Here is a 25,398-nt window from a genome sequence, read left to right as displayed (position 1 = left end):
TCGGGTATTAGTGATGGATGTAAATGCAGGTTTCCATTCAATTGGTTTCCCCAGCGAGTGGGGACAAAACTCTGGCTTTATGCACAGGACATTGGAACCTTAGGTTTCCATTCAATTGGTTTCCCCAGCGAGTGGGGACATGTCAAGCAAGCAGATGCTAACTTCATGATGGATTTCATATCCGTTTCCATTCAATTGGTTTCCCCAGCGAGTGGGGACTGTGCGCCATATACGATCTGCGGATTTACTGTGCCAGTTTCCATTCAATTGGTTTCCCCAGCGAGTGGGGACGTCTAGACTCCCGTCAGACAAACTAGCGCTATTGCATTCCGTTTCCATTCAATTGGTTTCCCCAGCGAGTGGGGACAAAGAAGAGTGAATGCAGGAGGATCAATCTGGTAATACCAGGTTTCCATTCAATTGGTTTCCCCAGCGAGTGGGGACATAGGTGTGGCAAGTTCTCACCAAAGAACTCTAGAATCTGCGTTTCCATTCAATTGGTTTCCCCAGCGAGTGGGGACGCCTGGGGCAAGGAAAAGCACCCAGACGCAAGCCAGCATCGCCGTTTCCATTCAATTGGTTTCCCCAGCGAGTGGGGACTCCCCCCTATTGAAACCCAGATTTCATCGGAAATCCAGGCGGCATTTGCGAGGGATCGGAATTGAGACATATTTCTATAATCAAAAAAATAGTTAAAAAACTTGGAAACCCTTACCGGGAAAGCTATCGAGGGTTCGATCAACAGAATCGGGGTTTCCAGCATTTTAGCGATCCCTCGCGACTCAGTTAGACAATGACAGAACCTGGCACTTGAGCGATCGGCACACCACCCCAAACCTCCACCTGCGATCGGGTATGCCCCGACAACGGATAAAATCGGATACTGTCTTCCTCCGGTTTCACCCGTTGGCGTAACCGCTGGCGCAACTCCCCATACTTCTCAGCCGTCAGCACACAAGCCTGGTGCAGCCACCGTTACGGCAGCCATGCCATCCACATTAAGGCGCAACTCCCCATACTTCTCAGCCGTCAGCACACACTCAAACACACTATACTGCACCCGCCGACCATAGCCCTCCAACAAATCAGCCACCTTCTTCCGGCGCTTATCACACGGAATATCGTAAGTCACCACATACAACAGCATTTATCGAATCAAATAGGGTTGATATCCCACACCAGGGTTGTAAACAAACTGCTTATACGCCTTCACCTGTTGAGTCAACAAATCCCAGCGCGGCTGGTCTACATCCTCCGTTTGTAACGGCTCCTCCATTCGCTGCACAAATGCCCGCAAAAACTTCTTCCGTCCGGCATCATTCAAATAACACCCACCATCGTGATACTCAAAATCCGTATCAGCATTTACCACTCCCCGATTCACCAGATACAACACCAACGAATCAACCACCGGCGCACGAAACTCCTCAATCAAATCAGATGCTAACGCCGCATGACGCTCCGACCCCTGATGTAGACACGCCTGGTACGGGTCAAGCCCCTGTAACTCAATCAAACTCAGCAGATGATTCCAGAGAATTTGATAACCAAAACTCAGCATCGCATTGACCGGATTCCCCGGTGGTCGCCGCGATCGTGCCAAAAACACAAATCCATTTCCCGTCAAGCATTCACCAAATGCTGTGAAATAACTCGCCGCTCCCGCCCCCTCCATTCCCATCAACCGCTCGATCGTTTCCGCCTTCCCTGCCTGCTCCAGCAAATATTCTAAACTTTGGATCGCAAACGCAATCACCTCCGAAGGTCGCCGTCGTTGTTGCCGTTGCAAAATCACCCGACTATTACGAAGCTTTGCCTGAACGATCGTTTGAGCCACCTTCAAGCGATCGACCGCTAAAAGTTGCTGTTGATGGCGTGAGAGAGAACGATAGCCCCGCTCGATCGGGAGAATCCGACCATAACAACGCCCCATGCGCGACAGATATGCGATTGGGACATCCCGTTGCAAACAAGCCCGAATCAATTGTGTCGTCACCTGCGACTGACCAAAGATCAGGATTTGCTCCAACAATGGCAACTGCACCTGATCTAGAACCGTTTTTCCCTGCTTCAGCAGCACCTTTTCCTGACTAATCGACAGATAACAGCCCTGTTGGGAAACATAAAGTGTTCGCATGATAGTTAGGTAGAATCTTGCCGTGTGGATTGCCAAAAACCTTTCGCCACACCTCATTCCTACCGATTAACTCCAACAGCAAAGACTCTTTTCCAGTTGCGGTTTTCGCTGAACTTCCTGGCTTTAGTACAGGCTTTCTTCGGTAATTTCCAGAAAACAGCTAACTGCGATCGTGTTACTGATGTGATCGTAGTGCGCGATCGAGTAAATCACAAATCTGCTGATTCAAGCGATCGAAAGGGCTATCTGGAGGTATGGGAGTTGCCTTCAACAGCACCTTGCGTAAATCCGCCATAACTTCATGTTCCTTGTCGATCGCAGAAATTCCTCTGAATCCGTGGACATAATCATTTCGTTGATCACAATATTCATTCAGCCGTTGGATTGCAGGCAAAATATCAGCGAACTCAGAGAAATACTCTAGAATCACCATTAACAGGTAGCGACTCATAAACCCTTCTAACTTCAGATCGCTGCCGTTGGGAAACCGATAAGCTTTTAGATAAGTAAACAGTTGCCCTGCCTGAAACTGTTCAACTGCCTCCCAGCAGGAGATAGTTTCAGCTTTCTTCCGAGGAATGGCTAACCCGACTTGATACTGCACCAGAAACTTGGGAATACTCTCCAGTAGCCTGAAAATATCGACTAGAAAATCTGAATATTCTTTGCGTTTTAGTCGAGTTAGGGCTTTGAAATAAGCCTCGCATAATAGCGCCTTATCATTTGCCTCTTCAACCTCATATCTACGCTGTTGATCTTGGCGAGGAATCAGTTTCAAGCGATCGCTCAATTTCTTAGAACTCAGAGCTGTGATCTCCTGTTGCAGTTGAGGATACGCCTTCGCTTGTGGCTGGAGCACATCATAGGCGCGATCAAAATCTAATGATAGGCGGCAGCGCCCGTACTGTAAGAGCGCAACAAGTGGTTTAGAGATCAAGTTACTTTGTCGCAACGTGACTAATGCCGCAGAATAGTCATAATCCTGAATCTGTTGCTTAATCAGCTTCAAGTCAAATTCATTTTTCAGGACATTGACATCATCTCTAAACACTAAAAGCTGCCCCGGCTTCATCTGCTTAGGATTCCGTACCTGCCACAAATGGCTACGCTGCACATAGCCTGATGCCTGTAAAATTCCCCAAGAAGACTTCATCGCCGGAGTTCCAGACGAGGCATTAAACTCTAAAGTATCTGCCTCAGCCTGCTCCTGTTGCGCGAGCTCTACAGCTCTACGAACCTCCTGCACCGCTAAACCCTGATTGATTGGATCAAGGGACAACGCCTCACTAACTGGAACAACTACGATTGCCTCCTCAGCCAAACCCTGTTCAGATAACAGCCAATGCTGAGTATCGATCGCGTTTTGCTCCGTTGCTTCTGTATGCAGCAAGATAACTCGCTTGATCTCGCACTGAATCTCAACCAGGTGCTTGATCAAACTGACGATCGATCCAGGCTTTTCTGTATCGTCTGAATAGGGGTCTTGATTACCCACAAACGACAAAATAAGACTTGCCATAGCTGTAAAGAGTTAACAATCAGAGGAAGCTAGAGGTTAGCGATCGCGTTTACCAATTCCTCATGCACTTTCACCATTAAACTAGCATCTTCCAATGTTGCAAATCCTTCAGTAAGGTCTTCTTTTACGACACAATTAAGAAGATTTTTGAGCTTAATTTTCCACTCTCTTATACTTTTCTCACGTTCAGCTATATCTTCCAAATTTTCCGAACAAAAAATTCCCCAATAAGTACATAAATCGGCAAAAGATAAGCCTTTAACTTGATGAATAGCAGCATTTCGCTTGTCCCGAACATTACCTTTTCCAAAGAACACATTCAAGCATGAACAACTACCTTTATAGTCAGCATAGTTAAATGCCTTAAATAAACTACAAAGATTAAAGAAGCTAAACTCGACCTTATCTTCGTTTTTAATTTTCTCTTCACGTGCACTCTTTTCCGCTATTGTTTTAAATTTTGACTGAATCCCTGAAATTGCCTTCTTTCTATCTCCTGCCAGTTCCAGAAAACGAGGGTCATCTAAAATAGTTTCCTTAAAGAAAGGGACGCTGTCACCCTCACCTTCTTCAAAATGATCTGCTAACTTTTGAAACCCCCATTGAGCAAAGATATATTCAAAGGCTCGGAAAGAATGAAAAAATGCTTCGACAATGTTGTCTTGCTTCTCGCGAATGACAGCAAGATAGGCTTCCTCATAGGCAATCCACCACCAGTTTTCTTCTCTTGTTCGCTCTGCTACCTCAGATGCGAACTTTGGATAGTGCTTCAGACAATCACGAAAGTCACTAAACTTGGCAACATTCCAGTTTTTCGCAGCGTTGAGCAGAGTTTTGATAACTTCATTCTCTTGAATATAATCTCCAATCAACGCTTCTACACCTGCATAGTTATAGCTACCCTCACCCAACAAAGCTTTTGCTTCTTGGATACGGATGCCACGCAGATAGCTGGAACCTTCAAGTGGTTTTTCAGGTAAGGCAGGATTGTATTCATTACTGACAACAAACTTGACGCGATCGCCAAACTTCGCCAAACTGCAAAACTGCACCGCAGAAGAAATAGCTGGAGTACCTGCCTGGTGGCTAACGTAGACCATTTCTCCTGGATTAATCTGAATCGGTTGATCTGCGATTTTCAAGACATAGAATTTACGTTGCACCAACTCTAGAATTGAATTCCAGCTATCCAGACTTTGTTCCTGAGTAGTCGGTTCTAGTTGAATAAACTTAACGAATTCATAGGGGATTTTTGGGAATCTATCTTTGAAGTATCGCTGCAAAATTGGCTTTAGTTCACAGGTGTCTTGCCAATAGGGACTCTTGGATTTGCTGCATTGGAGATCGCCAAAGATAGCTGATTGGTCAGTAAGTAAAACAGCGATCGCTTCTGGTGCTGGATACTTTTCTGGGTTTTTCCTAAATACATCTACAAAGTTATCCAATAATGGAAACGTTAGATAACTCCAAACTTCCTGCTGAATATCTTCAGGATTAGCTTTGTAAACTCGCCTTTGTATAGTAGCCGAGAAAAAATGGTCGTTAAGGACAAACTGTCCCACTTACGATGACTGGGCTGGCTGCAGTAAGCAAGCAGAAACAACGCAAAATCAAGCTTTTACAGCATCAACTGTCCCAGAAACAGTTAAAAACGGGACAGTTCGACTCATTGGGCATAAAACCAAACTGATTGCTGAAAGTCTTATTCCGTAAGGCTTCTAGCCTTAGCGACCAAAATTTCTCCAATGCTATACAAAGGCGCACAAGACAAATTTTATGAGGAATTATGGTTAACCATTGAATTGATCGGAGCAGTACGGCTAAGGCTTACTATCGAGCTGGCCAAGTGCAGTTGCAAAAACACTTTGATGATTGGTCAGCGTATTTAGAGGAAGCCTGTGGCGTTGCAGCTGCCTACGGGATTGAGCTGACCCCTGAGGAAGTAGAAGCGGCGATCGAATGCCTGTTTGAACTGAACCCCAAAAATTGCTGGAATTTGCTGTGTTGTGATTTTGAACCTGACGATCACTCCTCGCTCATCCGGGGCATCTTATCTGAGCGCTATCCGTACCTGCACATTTCTGAAGCGATGGCGCAGTATATTGCGGTCAGTTTACAAATCCAGTTCAGGAAGACGCGATCGCCCCTGCCCTGGCATCAAATCGAGGACACGATCGCGTTTTATCTCACGACTTAACCAACTCACCGGCAATGGTGCTTTTGGTTGAGCCGTGCACCAGCATCGAACTCACGATCCCACGACTTGACCATTACCGAGGAGTGGGATGCTGAGTTTGGTGGCTTGGAGACGATCGCTTGTCCGAATCGCGGACAAGGGGGAGAACGCATTGAGGTCGAGATGAATTCGATTCCAAGAAAAATTTCAGTCTAGTCCCCCCAAGCCTACCACCGGTGGGAGAATGGGTGACTAGGGTTGAGGTGGAATGGATCGTTGACTCTTCAGCGGAGAACGGCGAGACCGAATGCTATGCTTGCCGATGGCGGCACGAACGGCTGGGACTGGAACACTGAGAGTCGGGTGGTAGGGGAGCGCTCCCAGTGGTCGCAGGGCATAAAACTCTGCTTTGAGTTGAGCCAGAAAACGTTGGTGGCGCTCAAACTGCAACTGTCGCCAGGTTTGCTCAGCTTGAAATCCGTCTGCGATATCCGGTTGGGGTGACATGGTGCTTCTCCTGCCAAGGCAACGAAATTAGGCTCTACGATACTCCAAGTGGTGCAGAATGAACCCCTGTTGCAGGAATAAATCTTGTGAGTGTTTTGGGACTAGATCAGCGGTTCAGAGTCCAAATCGCTGACACACGGACTGATAGCGTTCTCTAGCTCGGAGGTAGCGGCGACTCTCACCGGCAGAGATATCCCAAAAGGCTTTGATGAAGGCGTTTTGCCCAGTAATGCCCTGCTGCCGATACTCCAGAATCAGCGATCGCAGCGTCATATCCTCCAGTCCATCAATTTCGGGAAACTCCAATTCGGGTGATTCAGCTTCAGCATCAGGCTGATTTTCCCCGGATGGAGGGGCATGGGCTGAATCGAATTCGGGCGATTCGGGTGAATTCGATTCGCTCAAATCCTGTTGCCAACAGCGTTCTAGCATGGTTCGGGCGTCTGAATTCGATTCGGAATGAATTCGGGATGGATTCGGCGGCGATTCGGGCGAATGACCATAGAATGGCAGCCGATAGAATCCGGCGGGAGCCAGGGTGGTGAGAACAATTGGTTCAGCTATCGTTAGTTCATATAGGGCATCGAGTTGCACTCTAAACTCTCTTGCCCGTTTGCCCGTGATCTGATACTTCAGTAAGTCTTCCAGGCTTTCCAGCGCGCCATTCCGACCTAGTGCCAGGAAGCTGAGAGAGTCCAACACGCCCGTATTCCAACCCCAATCCTCCACCCGGCTGGTGTGGGCTGTAGCTCTGAGATAGACTTTTTCTGCGGCCCCTTGGAGCAAAATGCGCTTTGAGCGCCGGGCAAAGGCTTTGGCCACTTCCTCTCCCTTCTTGCCGGTGCCCGTATCCCGACAGGCATCGAGAATCAAATTGTATTCGTCAATCAACACGCTGATCGTTGGGTGCGGCTGCCCTGGGACTTCTTGGCGATCGGTGAGTTCGTCGAGAATCTCATCTAAGGCGGCAAAGGCATTCGGCACCCGCTCCGGAATGTTCACATGCACGTACTGGATGCCTGGGATCGCTTTCAGGCGTTTATCGCCTTTGCCATCTAGCACGAGCACCTGATGCCCAGCGGCTAAGGATTCTTCGATCGCTCTGACTAACAAGGTGGTTTTACCCGATCGAGTTTTGCTGACCATCGCCACATGACCGTCGAGCTGCACCATTTCAGTCGCTAGATTTCGATGGGGAGGTAAGGGGGCATGTTGCTGCTGTGGAGTTGTCCCCATGGGCATTTCAGTCGCTGGTGGGTAGGTGGGTGACGGGAAGAATTGGGAGCTGAGCTGTTGCTTATAGTAGGCGGCTTCAGTGGCAATTTGGTGCTGGGCCAGTTCTTGCTGCATCAGTCGGGAGGCGCGATCGTAGCTCTCTTGCTCCTGTAATTCCTGGCAGCGCTTAACATAAGTGGCACTGACGCCGATGCCCATTAGGTAGGTCAGCAGCCGTTCCCACGGTTTCATATTGGCGATGTAGCTAGGCGCTAGCCAGAGGGCTAATGTCAAAGCACAGGCAAATCCCACCTCGGCAGCAGTCGGTAGATCGTCCTTAGCTACGCTTTGCCAGAGCGCTTTTAGCCAATCCATAGACTTACCCCAAGACCCAAAATGATGACGATCGCAGCTCCGACTAACACCGCCCAGTAGACTTGCAGGTTGAGCTTGAGGTAGGCGGCAATTGGTGCACAAATGAGCCAGGACAGGGCATAGAGCACGATCGCGACCACCAGCAGAATGACAATGAACTGGCGGGATACTGGCAGATGGACGAAGAGCCAATGGAGTAAGCCCACTATCAGTAGTCCCAACTCACCTAGTAACAACAGTCGCAGCGATCGCGCCATTTACCACACTCCCTGAATCTTGCTCTGTAATTTCTCAATCTCTTTGTCTGTCTTACTTTCGGTCTTCATTAGGTTGGTGCCTAAGCGGGCGTATTTACCTCGCAACCCATGCAAGTGGTCTGCCAGGTCAGCGTTGGCTTCCTGTTTGCCATATTCGACATCGGCAACAACTTGTTCGTATTCCCGGTGCCGCCGATGCAGCTTGCCATCGGTGCGTTCAATTTTTTCCATGGCGGTATAGGCTCGACTGGCGTAACGATATTGGTCAGCGGTCTTTGTAGCTAATTCTTCCAGGGCGACGGCTTCCTCCTCCGAAAAATAGCGCGGGGCGGTCAGCACTGGCATCGAGCGGAAGCTGTCAAAGGTGCCAGGGTTCTCTGGCGTGATGGCAGTCGGGTCGGATTTGAATACGCGATCGGGGGTGAGGGAGTGCTTCCCTTGAACTAAGGAGAGTCCCCCACTGCCTTGCCCATTAATGGCTCTGAATAGTCGTCCAAACATTGAGGCAACTCCTAGAGAATGAACGGAATCAAAATCAACAGAACGAGAAACACTTTGACGAGCAGTTGAGCGATCGGGTCATTCCCGAAATTGTCCGCATTACCTTTCCCGCTTGACTTCCCCGACCGACCCAACCCGATCGACCCGAATCCTGAACCGGACAAAGCTGGTTTGGGGCGTTTGAAACCTGCCAATTTCTCTGATAGTTTACTTAGCTGGCTTTTGGGCTGGCTCGGGCTGGTCGTCGTGGTTGTGGTTGGAGTGAGCAGGTTCCAGTGAGGCAGCCGAAATTTAGGCAACTTGAGCCTGGGAAACTTTTTGAGCTGAAGTTTGAACTGAGCTTTGGATGCAGGTTGAGTTTGCGTCCCTGGCTCAGAACTGATAAACCCTGGTGTGGCATAGACCGGGTAGTGTTGATGCACTGCTAGCCCTCGCGGTTGATGGACGATCGCACCGGGCGGTTGAGGCGAGATCGCAGCGCCGGGAGAACGAACGATCGCACCGGGATCAGCTTCAGAGATCGGTAGACCGAGACGATCCTTAAAGCTCCCATCTAGCAACAATTCTCTGGCTGTAACGGGTGTATAGCTTGGGCGTTGCGGTCGTTGTCGTCTAGGAATCGGTGGCGGCTCAAAGTCCATAACGTACCTGTACAATCTTCGACTGGGTTTGTTCGGGTAAGGGTGTAGTTGGAGCTGTGGATTCTCGGACTTGGACTCGCTGGGGAGGACTAAGCATGACTTGAGCGACCCACCCGCGTTCGCCGTTCCATTCCGCTTCCATCCAGACCTCGCCATCGCCACGAATGCTATTCCCCGTCAGGACTACTGCCGTATTGCAGGGAATCACATTGGAGATCGCGGCATTATCCAGACTGGGAACGGTGCGGAAATTTGCTCCTACAAAGTTCTGGCAACGGGTGACAGTGGCGGCTAAAACTTCCCGTTCAATTGCCACTGGCTCAGGACTGGGAACACTGGGAAATTCTGGGGTTGTCGTTGGGCTTGGGGTTGGGTGGACTACGATCGCCTGCTGAGTAGCTGCCACTGGCAGGTGGTGAGGAAATGGTAGGCGAGCTGCCCCCATCAAGCCTAGATTAATCGTGACCACAGCCAACATAAGTTTAGACATAGCGGTTCACCCCTGGTAGGCTACTGTGATTCGGTCGCAGGCTGGCAACGGCGGCGAAAGTTCCGATCGCAAATAGAGAAACCATGCAAACCATAAACACTAGCTCGACGAACCCGAAGGCATCCCAGTAGTAGCCGCTAGAGTTGTTCTCTACGTTGACCCTAATGTTGATCGGTGCTTTAGACTCTAGTTCTGGTTGCGATTGATAGGTCGGCTGAGATTGCTGCTGATAAGCGGTCTGCATCATCCGGAGTCGTTCATTCTCTAGCTGCGATCGCTGTACTTCCAATTCATCTCGCTTCAGTTGCAGTAGTTCAAGCAGTCGCGGGTCACTGAGAAGGTTGCCGGAAACTGGAGCAGGTTCTAAAGCTGACTGATGGTAAGCGGCTAATTGCCAAGGCTCCTGATAGGTCGGTGGCTCTGCTTGCCTAGGTTGCCATTGAGATTCATGAATGGCTGTAGTTTGGGGTCTGGGAATGATGGCGTAACTTGACTGGCTGACGATCTCTTGATGCAGTTGGTCAGACCGATCGCTGCACACGAGGTCGCAGAGCGCCAACACTCCGGTTCTTGTGTAGAAATGTCGTCGAACGCGATCGCTACCAATCTCCTCAATCCAGTGAACTCCTGGCTGTAATCGGCTTTTGAATTTAGTCAGTTGATGTTGGCTGATGCCCAATGCCGCTAGCGTGAGCGCGGTCGGTAACAGCCAAGTGTGCTGTGGATGGGGAATAGTTTGCTTGAGGATGGGTGCAAACATGGCATTTCCTGATGATGGGGAAGGCGGTCTACAGGGGCAATGCGCCGACGATCGAGGTGGGGGAGATCGCCGGAAAAGCAAATTCGGGAATAGCAAAATCAGCGGTCAGGTCTTCGACCTCGATAAAGGTGGGTGGAGTGGGCAGGAGTGCAGCTAGTTCTTCACCGAGGTAAGCCATGAAGTTATGGGGACGGGCGGCGATATGGGTGGCGACTTCTCTGGCTAAAGCCCGATCGTGCTGATGCATCCGGTCGAGCAACTGGGTGGCTTGTCCAACTAAAGCCGCGTTACTGGCATCAAGGGTCGATTTGATATGGTTTTGGTTGGCGGCTGTGCGCTCCGCTAATGTGGCTGATACCTGTTCTGAGTTGCGTTTCGGACGTTTTGCGGTGGGCAGGTTGCCGTTAACGGAATCCTTCAAAGCGTCGGTATTAATGGGCATGGTGTTCTAGTTCCTGAAGCAATAAGGTTTTGAACTTAGCGAGCGATCGGCAGCGTTTGAGAAACAGAACTAATCGGGTCAACACTTGCAGGTCGGAAACGGAATACATTCCGGAGTCGTTTGGCTCAATACATAACTCCTGAAGCCACCAGTGCAAGGTCCGTTCTGGAACTCGCCTCCCCCGCACTCTGGCAAGCTGCCAGCGCAGTTCTGCAAGGGAGTACCACTGGGCTTCAAGAACTTGGGGGGAGGGCATGACAGTCTCATTCGTTGCCGGTTGATTGCAAGTGCATTACACCTGCAATGAATCTTTGCACTGATACTAGCCGATCAGCTACTAATTAGCAACTAATCAGCTAAAATTACTAACATTCAGCTACATCGGAGTAGTATTAATGCAACAGATAAGTAAGTTAGAAGATGTGAGCAAGCGAGTTTTCATTACAATCCCTGACGCTGTTTTTGCAGATCTCGAAGACTGGGCCGACCAGCAAGGCAGACCAACGGCTAACCTGGCTGCCTTCTTGGTTGAAACTGCAATTAGACAAGCTAAGGACAAGGGGGAGTACAAGCCTCATTCTTCTAATGACACCGACAAGTAGAGGCGATCACCATGACACTAACCGCAGTGAAATGGACCGTTGATGAATATCACCGTTTGATTGACGCAGGATTTTTAGATAACAAGCACGTCGAGCTACTGGATGGAGCCATTGTCGAGATGTCACCAGAAGGGATACCTCATGCTGACTTAAGTGATGAAGCCGGAATCTATCTACGGGGATTGTTAGGCGAGCAGGCCAAGGTGAGAGAGGGCAAGCCGATTACCTTGCCGAATCAGTCCGAGCCAGAACCGGATCTCTGTATTTGCCAGAACATCCGATATAACGCGCACCATCCTTATCCTGAGAACATCTTCTGGGTCGTGGAGTACTCCAACTCCAGCCTAGAAAAAGATTTGACGGTGAAGCCGATCATCTACGCCAGCGCAGGCATTCCTGAATATTGGGTCGTCAACCTGAAAGCCCAAAAGGTCATTGTTTTTCGCGACCCTATGGATGGGGAATATCAGCAAAGACAAACCGTCAGCCAGGGCAGCATTACCCCTCTAGCCTTTCCCGATATCGTAGTTGCGAGCGATCGCTTAGTTGAGTGAGGCGATCACCTCATTTCAGTTACTTTTCCCAAGCAGCCCAACCAAAGTCCGAAAAGGCGAAGTCGGGATCGACGCAACGACTCAGGAGTAGAACCGCCCACATCACAGTCGATACAAAAGATCATGAGATCTATCCAGAGGATTTCGTCTAAGATCCCTTCAGCCCAGAAAACAGTTCTATGAGTTTTACAAGTTCACAACCACCGATCGAGATTGCCCCTTGCCAGGAGGGGAGTGGTTTGACTTGTCCAGCTTGCCCCTTTGTAACGATGCCAGGAGGGTGGTTATGGTCTAGGTAGCCCTAGAAGCCCAAAACCCCCACTGCGGAAACAGTGAGGGCATCAAGCTTCAAGTATTAGTTTCATAAATTTGGGGGACGCTAACCCACAGCTTTACCAGGGCAAAAAGTTAGCTAACCCGAGTGGGACAGGATCTACCGACGCTACTTAGACGTTGGATAGGTTTTCCTATGCCAATTTTAGGGTCTATTTGTCCAATGGTGCAACTTTTTTGGATAAATACCCTGGCTGCTGCATGGGCGTCCCGCCTCTACTCATTTCATTGATTCGGGACACCCTTCTATGCTCTACCCCCAGCATCTCCAAGAATTTTCGGCTAGCGCGATCGCGCCCCCTCTGGCAGAACTTAACTTTCATTCCACTGATGACTCCTGGTTCATCCGGGAATGGCTGAACTGGAAAGCCAATGAGCGTTGGAAACCTTGCCCCTTTGAGTCGGGCTGGTATTGTCACACGCTGGATCCCCTGACGGGAGAGCCACGCCATTGGGGACCGTTTAAGCCTGACACCCCCTTGGTCAATCACCAAAAGGGCAAGAATCGGAAATATGAGCATCCGGCGGGTTACGAAACTCTGGCAATTTTTTTGGAGGTGGATCCAGTCACCTGGGCTGCGATCGCTCAACGGCAGGGAGTCCCCATCACGCCATTGATGTTACGGCTGAGAGATCGCAATCCTGCCCCCCATTTTTGGGACTGGGTGTGGGCACACAATCTGCCGATCGTGATTTGTGAGGGAGCGAAGAAAGCAGCGGCGTTGCTGAGTGCGGGCTATGTGGCGATCGCCCTGCCAGGAGTCTGGAACGGTCGCCGCAAACGTCAGGGCAAGACGCCGGAGCACTTGATTCCTGACTTGCAACACTTTGCTACCCCAGGACGGCAAATCTTTTTCTGCTTTGACCATGATCCCAAGCTGAAAACTCAGCAACAGGTGAGCCATGCTTTGATTCGGACGGGTAACTTGTTTGAAGCAGCTGGTTGCCAGACAAAAGTAATCCGTCTGCCAGGACCAGAAAAAGGGGTAGACGATTTCATTGTGGCGCGGGGAGCCGAGTCGTTTGATCAGCTTTACCTGGACGCGATCGGGCTGGCCCAGTATGAACGCAGTTGTCAGCATAGGTTAATGGGCTATCGCCTCACCTATCCGATCGCCCTGGATATCCATCAGCGCTATCTGGTGCAGCCGGTGGATCCAGCTACTGCCAGACATACCCAACCTCTCCCCACCCAAGGCGTACTGGCAATTCATGCCGACATGGGCACGGGCAAAACAGAACTCCTGAAGCAGATTAAGCTGGCTCACCCCCAGGCTCGGATTCTGAATCTAGGTCATCGGATTGCCCTGTTACGCAACCTGTCTACTCGGCTGGGGACTGCGATTTATTCGGATTATGGCTGGAATATGTGGCAGGAACAATTCCTCAGTTTGACAGCCGATTCGCTACATAAGCTGAAAACCGAGGGGAACACTTATGATTTCGTGTTTCTGGATGAGTGTGAGCAGTTCATTCAACATTTACTCACCTCGTCTACCTGCAAGGAGCATCGTCACGCCATCCTGCAAGCGCTGAAGCATTTCATCTACTCGGCGGGTTGTATTGTGCTCTCCGATGCCCATCTGTCGGATGTTTCGCTTCAGTTCATCCTGTCCATGCGCCCAGACCCGCAGGAGCAACCATTCATTATCCGGAATCGTTACAAAAATGGCGATCGCCGGGTGTTCTGGTACGAGGGTAAAGATAAATCTGGCATTGTACAGCAGATCAAAGCCGCACTATTTCAGGGCGATTGCATCATTGTGGCGTGCGATGGCTTGGAGTTTTCTAAAGACCTGGCAGAAGCGTTACAAACTCGGTTTGTCGAGAAGCAGATTGTCTGCATTAACTCGGAAACCTCGAATGAACCGTGGGCGCGATCGCTGATCGAATCGATCAATGAACCGGGCAACCTGGACAAAATTGACTGCCTGATCTACTCTCCTTCGGTTAACACGGGGGTCAGTATTGATGTCCCACACTTTGATCAGGTATTTGGCGTATTTGGCGGGGGGTCGCTGGCAGGGACGGATTGTCTGCAAGCCTTGAACCGTTATCGTCCCAAGGTGGATTGGCATGTGTGGGTGAATGGTCAGCCGATCGGCGGCTACCGTCCGACCAACCCAGAGCGGATTAAACGCCAGAAGCTGCAAGAAAATGATTTGGCAGGCTTTCTGTTAAAGATTATTCCGGGTACGGGGCAGAAGACGGTCGAGGACGAATTTGCCTGGGATGCCTGGGCAGCGATGCAGGCGCGCCGGAATGAGTCGTTGAATAACCTGCGGGGAGATGTACGTTATTTGATTGCGGCTCAGGGACATCAAGTGATTCCACTAGGAGACGAGACGGATTGGCAAACCCAGGAGGAGTTGCAAGTAGCCAGGGGCATCAACCAGCAGACCCGCTGCCAGGGGATCATTAATGCGGAGAAGATTTCTGCCACTGAAGCTCGACGCTTAGAGGCAAAGGAACGTCCGACGCTTCAGGACTACTACAAACTGGAACGCTATCGAATTGAGTTGGCATGGGGTCGGGCGGTAGATGCCGATCTGATTGCCCTGGATAACGGGGGACGTACCATGCGCCAGTTCACCTTACTGGAGGCATTATTAGCCGACCCTACTGAGGAAGGACTGATTCAAGGCAAGCGAGTGTTCTTCCCACCGCCACTGCTGGCACAGAAAGATCTGGGAGAACGCCAGAAACTACATCCACTGGACTGGAGAAATGATTCGGTGGGGTGGTCGATCCGGCGGGAGTTGGGGTTACACCTGTTCTTGGATCCAGAACGGGAGTGGCGGAATGATGATCCACTGTTGCAAGAGTTGGCGCAGAAAGCCCACCGCAATGCCCTGATCATCAAAGATTTTTTGGGCATCACGATTCCCCGCAATGCTACGCCGATTCGGGTCGTGCAGCAATTGCTGGACCAGGTGGGACTGAAACTGGTGTGTAAGCATCGGCAAGGCAGCAGGGGTCAACAAGTACGGGTGTACCATATTGACCCAGAGGTATGGCAGGTCGCTAGATCGGTATTGGAGTACCGCAAAACGCAGCGGCAGAGCCAATCTTTACCAACGGAGCGGGAACCATTGGCGGTAGTCACGGGAGGCTTTGGTGTACATGATTTAAATAAACAGGGGGCTATGACTACGGCAGCCGCATCCCCGGATGTGTTCCTAACGGAGGTGGCAGATAGTGTGGATATTGTGCAGCAATTGCTAGAGGTTCAGGACTGGGAAGCGTTGATAGCGTTCTGGCAGGGATTACCGCTCGCCCACAGAACTGAGCTTTGGGAAGTAATGTCTGAGCCATTGTGTCAGCAGTTAGCAGCGGTGTTGGGAGTCTCTAGCGATCGAGGTGGCATCGCCCCAGACATCAACAAACTGGAACCATTGCCACTAGACCGAACTATGGGGTCTGAATTGACCCCCGAGCCGGAGGATGTTGGAGGGAATCAGCGATCGTCAAGCGATCGCTGATTCCCTTTCCTTTCAATTAGTATCCCTAGTAAGCGGGGATGGCTTTATGTCTGGTGACGTGATGCCGACAGGCTTTGTCTTTGAAGGAGTGTTTCCATTCAATTGGTTTCCCCAGCGAGGGGGGACAAAGCATCGCACTTCATCACGGCTATCAACCAATCGCATTGCGTTTCCATTCAATTGGTTTCCCCAGCGAGTGGGGACGGGGAAAGTGACCAAAAAACTAACCCTCCTGCCTGAGACGTTTCCATTCAATTGGTTTCCCCAGCGAGTGGGAACCCAATTTAGCTGGAACGTTGAATACGCCTTGTTTGTGTTTCCATTCAATTGGTTTCCCCAGCGAGTGTGGACAACATCAAGAATCACCCGAAATCCAGTGGTCTGAATCGGGGTTTCCATTCAATTGGTTTCCCCAGCGAGTGGGGACATCCCTGGCTCTAAGAAGTTCGACGCTAGCAAGCTAGCAGATCAGTGTTGGTTTCCATTCAATTGGTTTCCCCAGCGAGTGGGGACTTGTATAGCCTTTATCACTCTGTTACTGGTGAGAAACGTTTCCATTCAATTGGGTTCCCCAGCGAGTGGGGACGAAAATTATTAACAAACTTGAAAAAGTTCGTGCCGCCAGTTTCCATTCAATTGGGTTCCCCAGCGAGTGGGGACTCCGGTACGTTTGTGCCCGGATACCGACTGTTTGGAGTTTCCATTCAATTGGGTTCCCCAGCGAGTGGGGACTATGGGGTATTACAGGTAAAAAAGCTGTCGAGTTAGTGTTTCCATTCAATTGGGTTCCCCAGCGAGTGGGGACGCTCCAGGTTTATTTTGTGCCGCAGTTGCTTGAGTTACAAGTTTCCATTCAATTGGGTTCCCCAGCGAGTGGGGACGTACTGCTTTATTAGCTGGTGCTGGCTATGCCGCATCTAGAACAGTTTCCATTCAATTGGGTTCCCCAGCGAGTGGGGACCATTTATTTCTACTACCTTCTACAAACAAACCTATGCAAATTAGTTTCCATTCAATTGGGTTCCCCAGCGAGTGGGGACTAGAGATGAAAGATTTCTTCTTAAGAACTCTACTGTCACATCTCTATAGTTTCCATTCAATTGGGTTCCCCAGCGAGTGGGGACGAGGCAGTTGGGCGGCAAAGAAACTGAGGTCAAGGGTTTCCATTCAATTGGGTTCCCCAGCGAGTGGGGACTGTACAGTCCTTACGATTTAGGTGGCGATGAGAAAGCTTTTGATAGTTTCCATTCAATTGGGTTCCCCAGCGAGTGGGGACGCATCGATTTGAACTACTTCCTACAAATGCTCCATTAAATTTGGTTTCCATTCAATTGGGTTCCCCAGCGAGTGGGGACGCAGGGAGTTTATCCCTATGTCTCCACATAAAGGTCATGTGGGATTGTTTCCATTCAATTGGGTTCCCCAGCGAGTGGGGACCCCTGATAGTAGTTTTACTGCTACTCTACCTATAGTGTTTCCATTCAATTGGGTTCCCCAGCGAGTGGGGACTTCCAGTTAGACGATGAAACGATTGCAGTTGTCCCTGTTTCCATTCAATTGGGTTCCCCAGCGAGTGGGGACACTGTCTTCCCGGTTGAAAATTCACTCTATATATAGTTTCCATTCAATTGGGTTCCCCAGCGAGTGGGGACCGAAAAGACCTCTGGCTTGCCAGTTTAGCCGAGTATATCGTTTCCATTCAATTGGGTTCCCCAGCGAGTGGGGACTGATGCTTCTGTAGCCACAGCTTATGTAGCAACTGGTTTCCATTCAATTGGGTTCCCCAGCGAGTGGGGACCTGATTGAATTCGTCAGCCGTAGGGAGGGTGATGCCTGTTTCCATTCAATTGGGTTCCCCAGCGAGTGGGGACCGCTTCTTAGCTTTTCTAGAAACGGAAGACGGTAACTTGATTCACTTCTGGTTTCCATTCAATTGGGTTCCCCAGCGAGTGGGGACTGCCTCGGCTGGTCTGCGTCAGGGAGATGTGATTACCCAGTTTCCATTCAATTGGGTTCCCCAGCGAGTGGGGACGAACTAGGAATCTTAATTATGCTCAAAGTCCTCTATAACGGGTTTCCATTCAATTGGGTTCCCCAGCGAGTGGGGACCTTCGTCTCAAACTGCACAGCGACATGCATGGCAGTTTCCATTCAATTGGGTTCCCCAGCGAGTGGGGACATCCGGTTCAGTTGCTCCCTGATTTCATCCGGCACGTCATCCGTTTCCATTCAATTGGGTTCCCCAGCGAGTGGGGACATCGCCTGTAAATAGCAGGTTGCCGTCGCAATCTTTCGGCGTTTCCATTCAATTGGGTTCCCCAGCGAGTGGGGACAGTTGTAGCAAAATAGCCTTATCTAACGCTTGTTTTGGGTTTCCATTCAATTGGGTTCCCCAGCGAGTGGGGACGCGATAAAGGTATTTGTAACGGTGTCGGTGGTAATGGTTTCCATTCAATTGGGTTCCCCAGCGAGTGGGGACTTGAACCCGTTCAACCTTCAACGATCGCGGCAACCCCATGTTTCCATTCAATTGGGTTCCCCAGCGAGTGGGGACCTGCGGTGCAAGTCACACTGCAATGATTGAACTTCCTAGCTCAATAGCTCAGTGTTTCCATTCAATTGGGTTCCCCAGCGAGTGGGGACCTCCGAAGTGCTAAACCGATTGAGAATCCCGCTTGAGTTAGTTTCCATTCAATTGGGTTCCCCAGCGAGTGGGGACCAACCCCAACGTGTTCAAGGCACTTGATAAAACCGGGGTTTCCATTCAATTGGGTTCCCCAGCGAGTGGGGACGATCTTGAAATATACAGACTCGTCCTCTCTATTTAGAGTTTCCATTCAATTGGGTTCCCCAGCGAGTGGGGACATCCCATCGTTGATGCTGATGTTTTGGGCTGGTGGTGTGCTGTACAAAGTTTCCATTCAATTGGGTTCCCCAGCGAGTGGGGACATTGTGAGACAAAAGGGTGGAAAAGTGATTTTTGGGTGCATTATTGAGGAGGTTTCCATTCAATTGGGTTCCCCAGCGAGTGGGGACTTCTCTTGCGAATTCTGCCCCACGGGTCACACAAGGAGGTGCTGGTTTCCATTCAATTGGGTTCCCCAGCGAGTGGGGACACGATCGCGCTTGCCTTTACAAAATCTGAGTGCATACCGTTAGTTTCCATTCAATTGGGTTCCCCAGCGAGTGGGGACAAAGCTGAACAGCAAAGAGAAGAAAAAAATAGATTAGCTTTAGAAGTTTCCATTCAATTGGGTTCCCCAGCGAGTGGGGACTTTACTGCTTTCGTACCTTAGCTAACTTTCACGATCGGTTGAATGTTGAGCCTATGAGGTTTCCATTCAATTGGGTTCCCCAGCGAGTGGGGACGGCTTACCCCAATCCTAGAGCCAGGGATTGAATTCCTCAAAGGTTTCCATTCAATTGGGTTCCCCAGCGAGTGGGGACTCAATTCACTGGCAATGAATCCCCGAATGCTGCTGTTCGGCAAGTTTCCATTCAATTGGGTTCCCCAGCGAGTGGGGACAAGCGGATTCTAGTCAAATGAGTGAAGAGGAAATTAATCGTTTCCATTCAATTGGGTTCCCCAGCGAGTGGGGACACGACTCAAACTGTAAACCGATGGCTTTTGTACTATATGGTTTCCATTCAATTGGGTTCCCCAGCGAGTGGGGACAATTTCTAGAGAGTCACGATCGGGGTAATGCTGATCGATCGCGGGTTTCCATTCAATTGGGTTCCCCAGCGAGTGGGGACCTGACGAGCAACGCAGAGCTTACCGATCGCTACCCAAATACAATCGCCAAGTTTCCATTCAATTGGGTTCCCCAGCGAGTGGGGACATCCGATCGTTGCGCCGGATAGGAACCTGAGACGAGCAACGGGATGATTCATAGTGTTTCCATTCAATTGGGTTCCCCAGCGAGTGGGGACGAGTTAAATATTCAACGAGAAGGTGCTAGAGCTAGAGTTTCCATTCAATTGGGTTCCCCAGCGAGTGGGGACTTACATTACTCCACACAGAGTTGTTAGCAAAGTCATCTCAGTTTCCATTCAATTGGGTTCCCCAGCGAGTGGGGACTCCCCCCTATTGAAACCTAGATTTGGTGGGAAGTCCAGACGGCGTTTGCGAGGGATCGGTGTTGAGGCATATTTATCTGATCATAAAAATAATTTAAAAGACCGGAAAGCCTTACCAGGCAAGGTATCGAGGGTTCGATCGACAGAATCGGGATTTCCAGCGTTTTGGCGATCCCTCGCGATGGGTTGAATCATAAGCACCGAATCTCCAGCCCGGTGTTTAGCATCCTACCTCAAGCCGCCTTAGCTTGGCGATCGTGGCGGTACTGTTGAAGCAGATGCACCTGTTCTCGCTGCACCCCCACCTGGCAGTCGGCAAAACTGCTGGCATCGGGGTCCAGAAAAAATGTAACTGCTAGCTCTACGACAAATTCTGGTGGACAGCCATAATCCTGAGCGTATTGCTCAATCCCCAGTTGCAGCGAGTTGGGTAAATGAGTCAGCCAGCTAGAAGGGTGAGAAGGCGACTGTACCGTCTGGTCACTACTGCCAGGCTCAATGTCTGCCGAGTCCAGAAAGTCAGCGATCGCGAACTGTACCACCATCTCTGGTGATAGGTTAACCTCAGTACCATAAGCCCTCAGTGCCACTTGAATTCGTTCTAGAAAGTGGTTGAGGATGGTTGTGGTGGTGGAGTCAGTCGTCTGCATCTGTCTATCCTCCGTGGCTACTGAACTTTTCTAGCAAGCGTAACGCCTCAGCAACAATAAAATCAGGATATTCGTCCATCAAATGTGTTTAGAAGTTGGATCTAACAGATAAACTAGGCTTGTCGCTACAGACCGAACCGTGCCTAAGATTATTTCTTTATTTAACCAAGCAGGTGGGACTGGTAAGACAACCCTCACCCAGAATATTGGCTATCAGCTAGCCCAACGGGGACATCAAGTATTGTTAGTAGATATCGATCCCCAGGCATCACTGACCGCCTTCATGGGGATAGACCCATTTGAACTCACCCAAACGATCGCAGATTCCTTACTCAAAGATGCCCCTCTGCCAGTCCATCATGATATTTATGGCTTAGACCTGGTTCCTGCCAACATTCTCTTAAGTGCCGCCGAGGTGCAACTCCATGCCGCGATCGCTCGCGAATGGCGACTGAAACAAACGTTAGCTCCGATCCAGGATCGCTATGACTACATCCTGATTGATTGTCCACCCACCCTGGGCATTTTCAGCATTCTCAGCCTGGTGGCTTCTACCCACGTTCTAGTGCCGATTCAAACCCACTTCAAAGCCTTTCTCGGGGTAGAGCTACTCCTGGACTCAATTCGCCAGGTGCGAGAACGGATCAATCCCGAACTAGCGATCGTCGGAGTCGTGCCAGTCATGCATGAAGGGCGCACCAGTCAGGGTAAAGTGATTCTGGATGGCATCAACGAGCAACTCGGTACGATCGCGCCAATTTTTCCCGCCATTCCTCGATCAATTACCTTTGCCGATGCCTCAATGGAGCGGCAGCCTTTAGCGCTCTATGATCCCAAACACCCTGCGGTAAAAATTCTCGCCGCGATCGCTCAGCAATTGGAGGAAGTCTAATGGTAGTCAAAAAGACGGGTCGGGTTGCCCCGAAGTTGAAAACCCTGGATGCTTACCTCGGTCCTTCTCCGGAACAAGCAACTACGGCTGTGCCGATTGACCAGGTACAGCTTTCGCCCAGCCAACCCCGCCGTTACTTTGATGCCGAGAAATTAACGCAGTTAGCCCAGTCGGTCAAAGAGTTTGGCATTTTAGAACCACTCCTGGTACGTCCGTTAGCCAATGGTCAGTATGAACTGATTGCCGGAGAACGTCGCTTGCGAGCTGCCCGAGAGGTGGGACTGAAGGAAGTTCCCATTGTCTCCCGCGCTCTGGATGATAAGCAAGCACTCCAGGTAGCGCTGATAGAAAACCTCCAGCGAGAAGACCTGAATCCGGTTGAGGAAACCGAGGCGGTGTTAGAGTTGCTGGCGCTGGCATTGGATGTCGATCGCGGTGAAGTGGTGTCAGTTTTACACCAGTCCTACAACGCGAAACAGCGAGGACAGGAATTGAATCAGAACGTTCTGATTCAACTAGAAAAGATTGAATCGGTACTGGCGGAAATTGGGCGGTTTAATGCTGGCACGTTCCGGTCTAGTCGTCTGCCGCTACTGAATTTGCCAACCAATGTATTGTCAGCTTTACGGGACGGCAAGATTGAATACACCAAAGCTCAGGCGATCGCCCGAGTCAAAGATGAGAAGCAACGAGCGGATTTACTCAAGCAAGCGATCGCTAAAAATCTCCCGTTAAGCGAAATTAAGGCAAAAATTCAAGCCTTGAAGCCGGAAGCAGAACCGACTCCCGAGAAACTGGTGGCTCAACGCTGGACGGAAATTGGCAAGCGGCTCCGACGAAGTGACATTTTGAGCGATCGTAAAAAACAGGGACGCATTACCAAACTACTGGATGAGTTAGATAAGTTAACGGCGATCGATGAGTGAGATTGAAGCACAAGCCCACCAGATTCTAGAAGCTCTCCTGGGCGCACCCTTCTCTGACTGTATTACTATTAGCCGCGACTTTGCTGATTTAACCACCCGACCTGGACTTTATGCGGTGCGGCATCGGCTCGACGGACTGCTGTATGTGGGCAAAGCCCAAGATATTAAGGAGCGATTCAAAGGCGGGCATAAGGCTCTCACTTGGTCATGGTTAGCAGATTATGACCATCGGGATATAGCGATCGCTACCCACACCCTCGACTTCCTGCAATGGCGGGCGCTATCATCGGAGTTAGAGCGGATTATCCTGACTATCAGTGAGCCTCCGTATAATGTCCGCATACCCATGAGGGACTAACCATGCAACCCACTGCTGCCCAAGAAACCACAGAACATTTAAGCCCCGTGGCTGCCCGGATGATTTTAGCGGCACTGCCGGAGAAAATTCGGGAATCATTCGAGCGCCGAGCGGCTGAGATTGAGTATCCCGTAGAGGCAGTCTTAGAGATGGCATTAGCTGGTTTTTTGGATAGTGAGTGTTTGAGCTTCTCGGATTGTCAGCCCCGGTATTAAACCCAAGCTCAGATTCTGAGATAGGCTAATCTTTCCAGGTTTGGCAGTGGATCTGTGCCAAAAACTGAAGAGAAGAGTTGGGTGGCTGGAGGGCTTCGGGTGAAGGTATCCATAATTCTGGATTTCCCTGGCTACAATGATGAAGCCGCACTTCTATTCCTCAATATGAAATTAAATCAATTGATTGCTATTCTCAATGGAGTTAAACAGGCATCTGCTAAGGCAGCCGCGGAAGTATATCAGCTCTGTCAGAAGCCAGCCCTATTTCAAGGGTTAAGCCGCACCTATCAGCCGCGTGAAGAAGACGGTTATGTGTATCCGGCTGAATCACAAAAGGTGACCCTGAAAGCTCGGGATGTGATTAATCAGTTTGTGACCGCCCGAACAGAGTATTTTGATTTAGCGGCGACCCAAGATTTTGCCAATACTGAAGCCAAAGCTTCGATCGTGGTAGATGGTCGAACCATTCTGGCCGATGTGCCTGTGCCATACCTGTTGTTTCTGGAAAAGCAATTACAGGATATCAAAAACTTTGTCGGCTCGATTCCAGTGCTGCCGATCGATAAGGAGTGGTCTTACGACAGCAATCGGGATTGCTATGTAACGGAACCGAAGCAGACGACCAAAACCAAAAAGATTACAAAGCCAGTGGTGCTGTATGAGGCAACCAAAGAACATCCAGCTCAAGTCAAAGAAGCGTCTGAAGACGTGATTGAAGGCACTTGGAGCCTGATTGAGTTTTCCGGAGCCTTGCCTGCCTCCCGGATTAATGAGCTGAAGTTACGAGTAGACAATCTCCTCAAGGCAGTGATTCAAGCGAGAGAGGAAGCGAATAGCATGGAGGTGACGCAACAGCGATCGGCGGCGGCAGTTTTTGGCTACCTGTTTGCCGAATAAGTTGCTATCGTAGGCATGGAGCTACCTACGTCATGTAGGTGCAGATTCAGACTAAACCAACGGAGAGTTGAAGGTGCAAGTCCTTCCCCTCGTTCTAGCGAGGGTGGGCAAATAGTCAAGCCGCTCCTATGTCAATTTCTTGATTAGGCTTAAGTTATGGCTCCAGACTGAATCTAAACCGCACTTTAATCGATTTCTAGAAAACAGGGCTTTTGGGACACGGGTTCAAATCCCGTTCCGGTCTCTAACCCCAGACCGGATAGTTTAGCGGAAAAACACCTCGGCATTAGATTGATTTTCTAGAGACTGGAAATTATCCCGTGAAGTGCAATACCCTGAACAGGTATATACCCCGCCCGGTGCTTAGGATACAAGCATCGGGCTTTGAATTTGGGCTATTGAAGCACTTCTAGCTTATATAACTCCTCACTCATAACTATCAAGACCCCCGATCCATATGAAATCAGGAGTCTTGCTCTGCCCTTAAACTGCTATTCAATTGGTTTCCCCAGCGAGTGGGGACTAAAACCGGAGTTTGCAAGCTACTCCTGTCCCGTGAATACAAGTTTCCATTCAATTGGTTTCCCCAGCGAGTGGGGACTATGTTGATGAGTCCTCTAGCGTCTATGTACGTGGGTGAATGTTTCCATTCAATTGGTTTCCCCAGCGAGTGGGGACAGCTGCTGTGACATCAGCAAAGCTGACCCCCGTTATTTGTTTCCATTCAATTGGTTTCCCCAGCGAGTGGGGACTTACTGAAGAAGAATTAGATTTACAAATTGAAAGAGGTTTCCATTCAATTGGTTTCCCCAGCGAGTGGGGACATCTAGGTGCGTGCCGTGAACAGGCTAGAGGAGTACTCAAGTTTCCATTCAATTGGTTTCCCCAGCGAGTGGGGACTCGAAGTAGCTTATGATGCAGCAATCTTTTGGGGTAGACGGTTTCCATTCAATTGGGTTCCCCAGCGAGTAGGGACATTAGTCCTCTTGAAGCTCTATCTATTGGATTTATTGAGCAGGGGTTTCCATTCAATTGGGTTCCCCAGCGAGTGGGGACTTGTGATTGGCGATTCTGCAAGGTAGTTGGTAAAAAGTTTCCATTCAATTGGTTTCCCCAGCGAGTGGGGACCAGAGGAAGCCTGGGAATCCCTTCACTAATCCGAAATTCAGTTTCCATTCAATTGGGTTCCCCAGCGAGTGGGGACTCACTATACTCCAGAAGAGATTGAACAGGCTGCGTTTGAATTTGGTTTCCATTCAATTGGGGTCCCCAGCGAGTGGGGACCTGCCGATGTCCGTCAAGAATGTCCATCGGATATTCTGGGGGTTTCCATTCAATTGGGTTCCCCAGCGAGTGGGGACAATATACCAATGCTCAGTATCAGATCGA

25 protein-coding genes and 3 CRISPR repeat arrays (1 of these 28 only partly in view) are annotated in these 25,398 nt (G+C 50.0%); of the genes, 10 read left to right on the top strand and 15 right to left on the bottom strand.

Going from position 1 to position 25,398, the window contains the following annotated elements; genetic code table 11:
- Positions 1–600: a CRISPR direct-repeat array (repeat unit 36 nt; unit sequence GTTTCCATTCAATTGGTTTCCCCAGCGAGTGGGGAC) (it extends 1,908 nt beyond the left edge of the window).
- A 186-nt stretch (positions 601–786) separates the two neighbouring features.
- The 5 genes from ACN4EK_RS28470 to ACN4EK_RS28450 form a co-directional block, all read right to left on the bottom strand.
- The gene (locus tag ACN4EK_RS28470) at positions 787–954 is read right to left on the bottom strand and encodes a CRISPR-associated endonuclease Cas2 (protein WP_431661812.1); all 168 of its coding nucleotides are present in this window, start codon (positions 952–954) and stop codon (positions 787–789) included.
- Positions 941–1,147 carry a CRISPR-associated endonuclease Cas2 gene (gene cas2 / locus ACN4EK_RS28465; RefSeq protein ID WP_431661811.1) on the bottom strand — a complete coding sequence of 69 codons (207 nt, stop codon included), beginning with the start codon at positions 1,145–1,147 and terminating at the stop codon, positions 941–943. The genes ACN4EK_RS28470 and cas2 overlap by 14 nt, the downstream gene beginning before the upstream one ends.
- On the bottom strand, positions 1,148–2,137 hold the full coding sequence (gene cas1 / locus ACN4EK_RS28460; RefSeq protein ID WP_431661810.1) for a CRISPR-associated endonuclease Cas1: 990 nt from the start codon (positions 2,135–2,137) through the stop codon (positions 1,148–1,150).
- A 175-nt stretch (positions 2,138–2,312) separates the two neighbouring features.
- Entirely contained in the window at positions 2,313–3,656 is a 1,344-nt protein-coding gene (locus tag ACN4EK_RS28455) for a hypothetical protein (protein ID WP_431661809.1), read from the bottom strand.
- Between the two features lie 29 nt (positions 3,657–3,685).
- Positions 3,686–5,218 (bottom strand): hypothetical protein, encoded by a 1,533-nt coding sequence (locus tag ACN4EK_RS28450; RefSeq protein ID WP_431661808.1) that lies wholly within the window; start codon positions 5,216–5,218, stop codon positions 3,686–3,688.
- A 284-nt stretch (positions 5,219–5,502) separates the two neighbouring features.
- Between ACN4EK_RS28450 and ACN4EK_RS28445 the strand changes: the two genes are divergently transcribed.
- The gene (locus tag ACN4EK_RS28445) at positions 5,503–5,853 is read left to right on the top strand and encodes a hypothetical protein (protein ID WP_431661807.1); all 351 of its coding nucleotides are present in this window, start codon (positions 5,503–5,505) and stop codon (positions 5,851–5,853) included.
- A gap of 66 nt (positions 5,854–5,919) precedes the next feature.
- Positions 5,920–6,048, top strand: a complete 129-nt coding sequence (locus tag ACN4EK_RS28440) for a hypothetical protein (protein ID WP_431661806.1) — start codon at positions 5,920–5,922, stop codon at positions 6,046–6,048.
- A 36-nt stretch (positions 6,049–6,084) separates the two neighbouring features.
- Here ACN4EK_RS28440 and ACN4EK_RS28435 read toward each other — a convergent pair whose 3' ends face one another.
- From ACN4EK_RS28435 to ACN4EK_RS28395, 9 genes are all read right to left on the bottom strand, one after another.
- Positions 6,085–6,339, bottom strand: coding sequence for a hypothetical protein (locus ACN4EK_RS28435; RefSeq protein ID WP_431661805.1), 255 nt, complete (start codon positions 6,337–6,339; stop codon positions 6,085–6,087).
- 114 nt (positions 6,340–6,453) lie between these two features.
- Positions 6,454–7,929 carry an NAD-dependent epimerase/dehydratase family protein gene (locus ACN4EK_RS28430; RefSeq protein ID WP_431661804.1) on the bottom strand — a complete coding sequence of 492 codons (1,476 nt, stop codon included), beginning with the start codon at positions 7,927–7,929 and terminating at the stop codon, positions 6,454–6,456.
- Positions 7,917–8,186 (bottom strand): hypothetical protein, encoded by a 270-nt coding sequence (locus tag ACN4EK_RS28425; RefSeq protein WP_431656533.1) that lies wholly within the window; start codon positions 8,184–8,186, stop codon positions 7,917–7,919. The genes ACN4EK_RS28430 and ACN4EK_RS28425 overlap by 13 nt, the downstream gene beginning before the upstream one ends.
- The gene (locus ACN4EK_RS28420; protein ID WP_431661803.1) at positions 8,187–8,687 is read right to left on the bottom strand and encodes a hypothetical protein; all 501 of its coding nucleotides are present in this window, start codon (positions 8,685–8,687) and stop codon (positions 8,187–8,189) included.
- Between the two features lie 11 nt (positions 8,688–8,698).
- Entirely contained in the window at positions 8,699–9,328 is a 630-nt protein-coding gene (locus ACN4EK_RS28415; RefSeq protein ID WP_431661802.1) for a hypothetical protein, read from the bottom strand.
- On the bottom strand, positions 9,318–9,818 hold the full coding sequence (locus tag ACN4EK_RS28410) for a hypothetical protein (protein WP_431661801.1): 501 nt from the start codon (positions 9,816–9,818) through the stop codon (positions 9,318–9,320). The genes ACN4EK_RS28415 and ACN4EK_RS28410 overlap by 11 nt, the downstream gene beginning before the upstream one ends.
- A complete protein-coding gene (locus ACN4EK_RS28405) occupies positions 9,811–10,578 on the bottom strand; it encodes a hypothetical protein (protein WP_431661800.1) in 768 nt (255 codons plus the stop codon). Before ACN4EK_RS28405 ends, ACN4EK_RS28410 begins: the two co-directional genes overlap by 8 nt.
- A gap of 28 nt (positions 10,579–10,606) precedes the next feature.
- Complete coding sequence (locus ACN4EK_RS28400) at positions 10,607–11,020, bottom strand: hypothetical protein (RefSeq protein WP_431661799.1); 414 nt, start codon at positions 11,018–11,020, stop codon at positions 10,607–10,609.
- Entirely contained in the window at positions 11,010–11,276 is a 267-nt protein-coding gene (locus tag ACN4EK_RS28395; RefSeq protein WP_431661798.1) for a hypothetical protein, read from the bottom strand. The genes ACN4EK_RS28400 and ACN4EK_RS28395 overlap by 11 nt, the downstream gene beginning before the upstream one ends.
- A gap of 139 nt (positions 11,277–11,415) precedes the next feature.
- Between ACN4EK_RS28395 and ACN4EK_RS28390 the strand changes: the two genes are divergently transcribed.
- The 3 genes from ACN4EK_RS28390 (at position 11,416) to ACN4EK_RS28380 (ending at position 15,991) form a co-directional block, all read left to right on the top strand.
- Positions 11,416–11,622, top strand: coding sequence for a ribbon-helix-helix domain-containing protein (locus ACN4EK_RS28390; RefSeq protein ID WP_431661797.1), 207 nt, complete (start codon positions 11,416–11,418; stop codon positions 11,620–11,622).
- Positions 11,623–11,633: 11 nt separating this feature from the next.
- Positions 11,634–12,176 carry a Uma2 family endonuclease gene (locus tag ACN4EK_RS28385; RefSeq protein WP_431661796.1) on the top strand — a complete coding sequence of 181 codons (543 nt, stop codon included), beginning with the start codon at positions 11,634–11,636 and terminating at the stop codon, positions 12,174–12,176.
- 581 nt (positions 12,177–12,757) lie between these two features.
- Positions 12,758–15,991 (top strand): plasmid replication protein, CyRepA1 family, encoded by a 3,234-nt coding sequence (locus ACN4EK_RS28380; RefSeq protein WP_431661795.1) that lies wholly within the window; start codon positions 12,758–12,760, stop codon positions 15,989–15,991.
- A gap of 90 nt (positions 15,992–16,081) precedes the next feature.
- Positions 16,082–20,072: a CRISPR direct-repeat array (repeat unit 36 nt; unit sequence GTTTCCATTCAATTGGGTTCCCCAGCGAGTGGGGAC).
- A gap of 232 nt (positions 20,073–20,304) precedes the next feature.
- Here the strand turns inward: ACN4EK_RS28380 and ACN4EK_RS28375 are convergent.
- Complete coding sequence (locus tag ACN4EK_RS28375) at positions 20,305–20,721, bottom strand: hypothetical protein (RefSeq protein ID WP_431661794.1); 417 nt, start codon at positions 20,719–20,721, stop codon at positions 20,305–20,307.
- Positions 20,722–20,860: 139 nt separating this feature from the next.
- On the opposite strand from ACN4EK_RS28375, the gene ACN4EK_RS28370 reads away from it, so the two are divergent.
- The 5 genes from ACN4EK_RS28370 to ACN4EK_RS28350 are packed head-to-tail and all read left to right on the top strand — an operon-like array spanning position 20,861 to position 24,009.
- Positions 20,861–21,613: a ParA family protein gene (locus ACN4EK_RS28370; RefSeq protein WP_431661793.1), complete on the top strand. Its 753-nt coding sequence runs from the start codon at positions 20,861–20,863 to the stop codon at positions 21,611–21,613.
- Entirely contained in the window at positions 21,613–22,539 is a 927-nt protein-coding gene (locus ACN4EK_RS28365; RefSeq protein ID WP_431661792.1) for a ParB/RepB/Spo0J family partition protein, read from the top strand. The genes ACN4EK_RS28370 and ACN4EK_RS28365 overlap by 1 nt, the downstream gene beginning before the upstream one ends.
- Entirely contained in the window at positions 22,532–22,897 is a 366-nt protein-coding gene (locus ACN4EK_RS28360; RefSeq protein WP_431661791.1) for a GIY-YIG nuclease family protein, read from the top strand. Before ACN4EK_RS28365 ends, ACN4EK_RS28360 begins: the two co-directional genes overlap by 8 nt.
- 2 nt (positions 22,898–22,899) lie before the next feature.
- Positions 22,900–23,112: a hypothetical protein gene (locus ACN4EK_RS28355; RefSeq protein WP_431661790.1), complete on the top strand. Its 213-nt coding sequence runs from the start codon at positions 22,900–22,902 to the stop codon at positions 23,110–23,112.
- Between the two features lie 54 nt (positions 23,113–23,166).
- A complete protein-coding gene (locus ACN4EK_RS28350; RefSeq protein WP_431661789.1) occupies positions 23,167–24,009 on the top strand; it encodes a DUF7873 family protein in 843 nt (280 codons plus the stop codon).
- A gap of 487 nt (positions 24,010–24,496) precedes the next feature.
- A CRISPR array of direct repeats spans positions 24,497–25,370; the repeat unit is 36 nt; unit sequence GTTTCCATTCAATTGGTTTCCCCAGCGAGTGGGGAC.
- Between the last annotated feature and the right edge of the window lie 28 nt (positions 25,371–25,398).

Origin of the sequence: Pantanalinema rosaneae CENA516 (assembly GCF_050753385.1) — a bacterium.
GTDB classification, from domain to species: Bacteria; Cyanobacteriota; Cyanobacteriia; order Leptolyngbyales; family Leptolyngbyaceae; genus Pantanalinema; species Pantanalinema rosaneae.
Note: the sequence above shows the minus strand (reverse complement) of the source record. Positions and strands in the feature narration are given on the sequence as shown.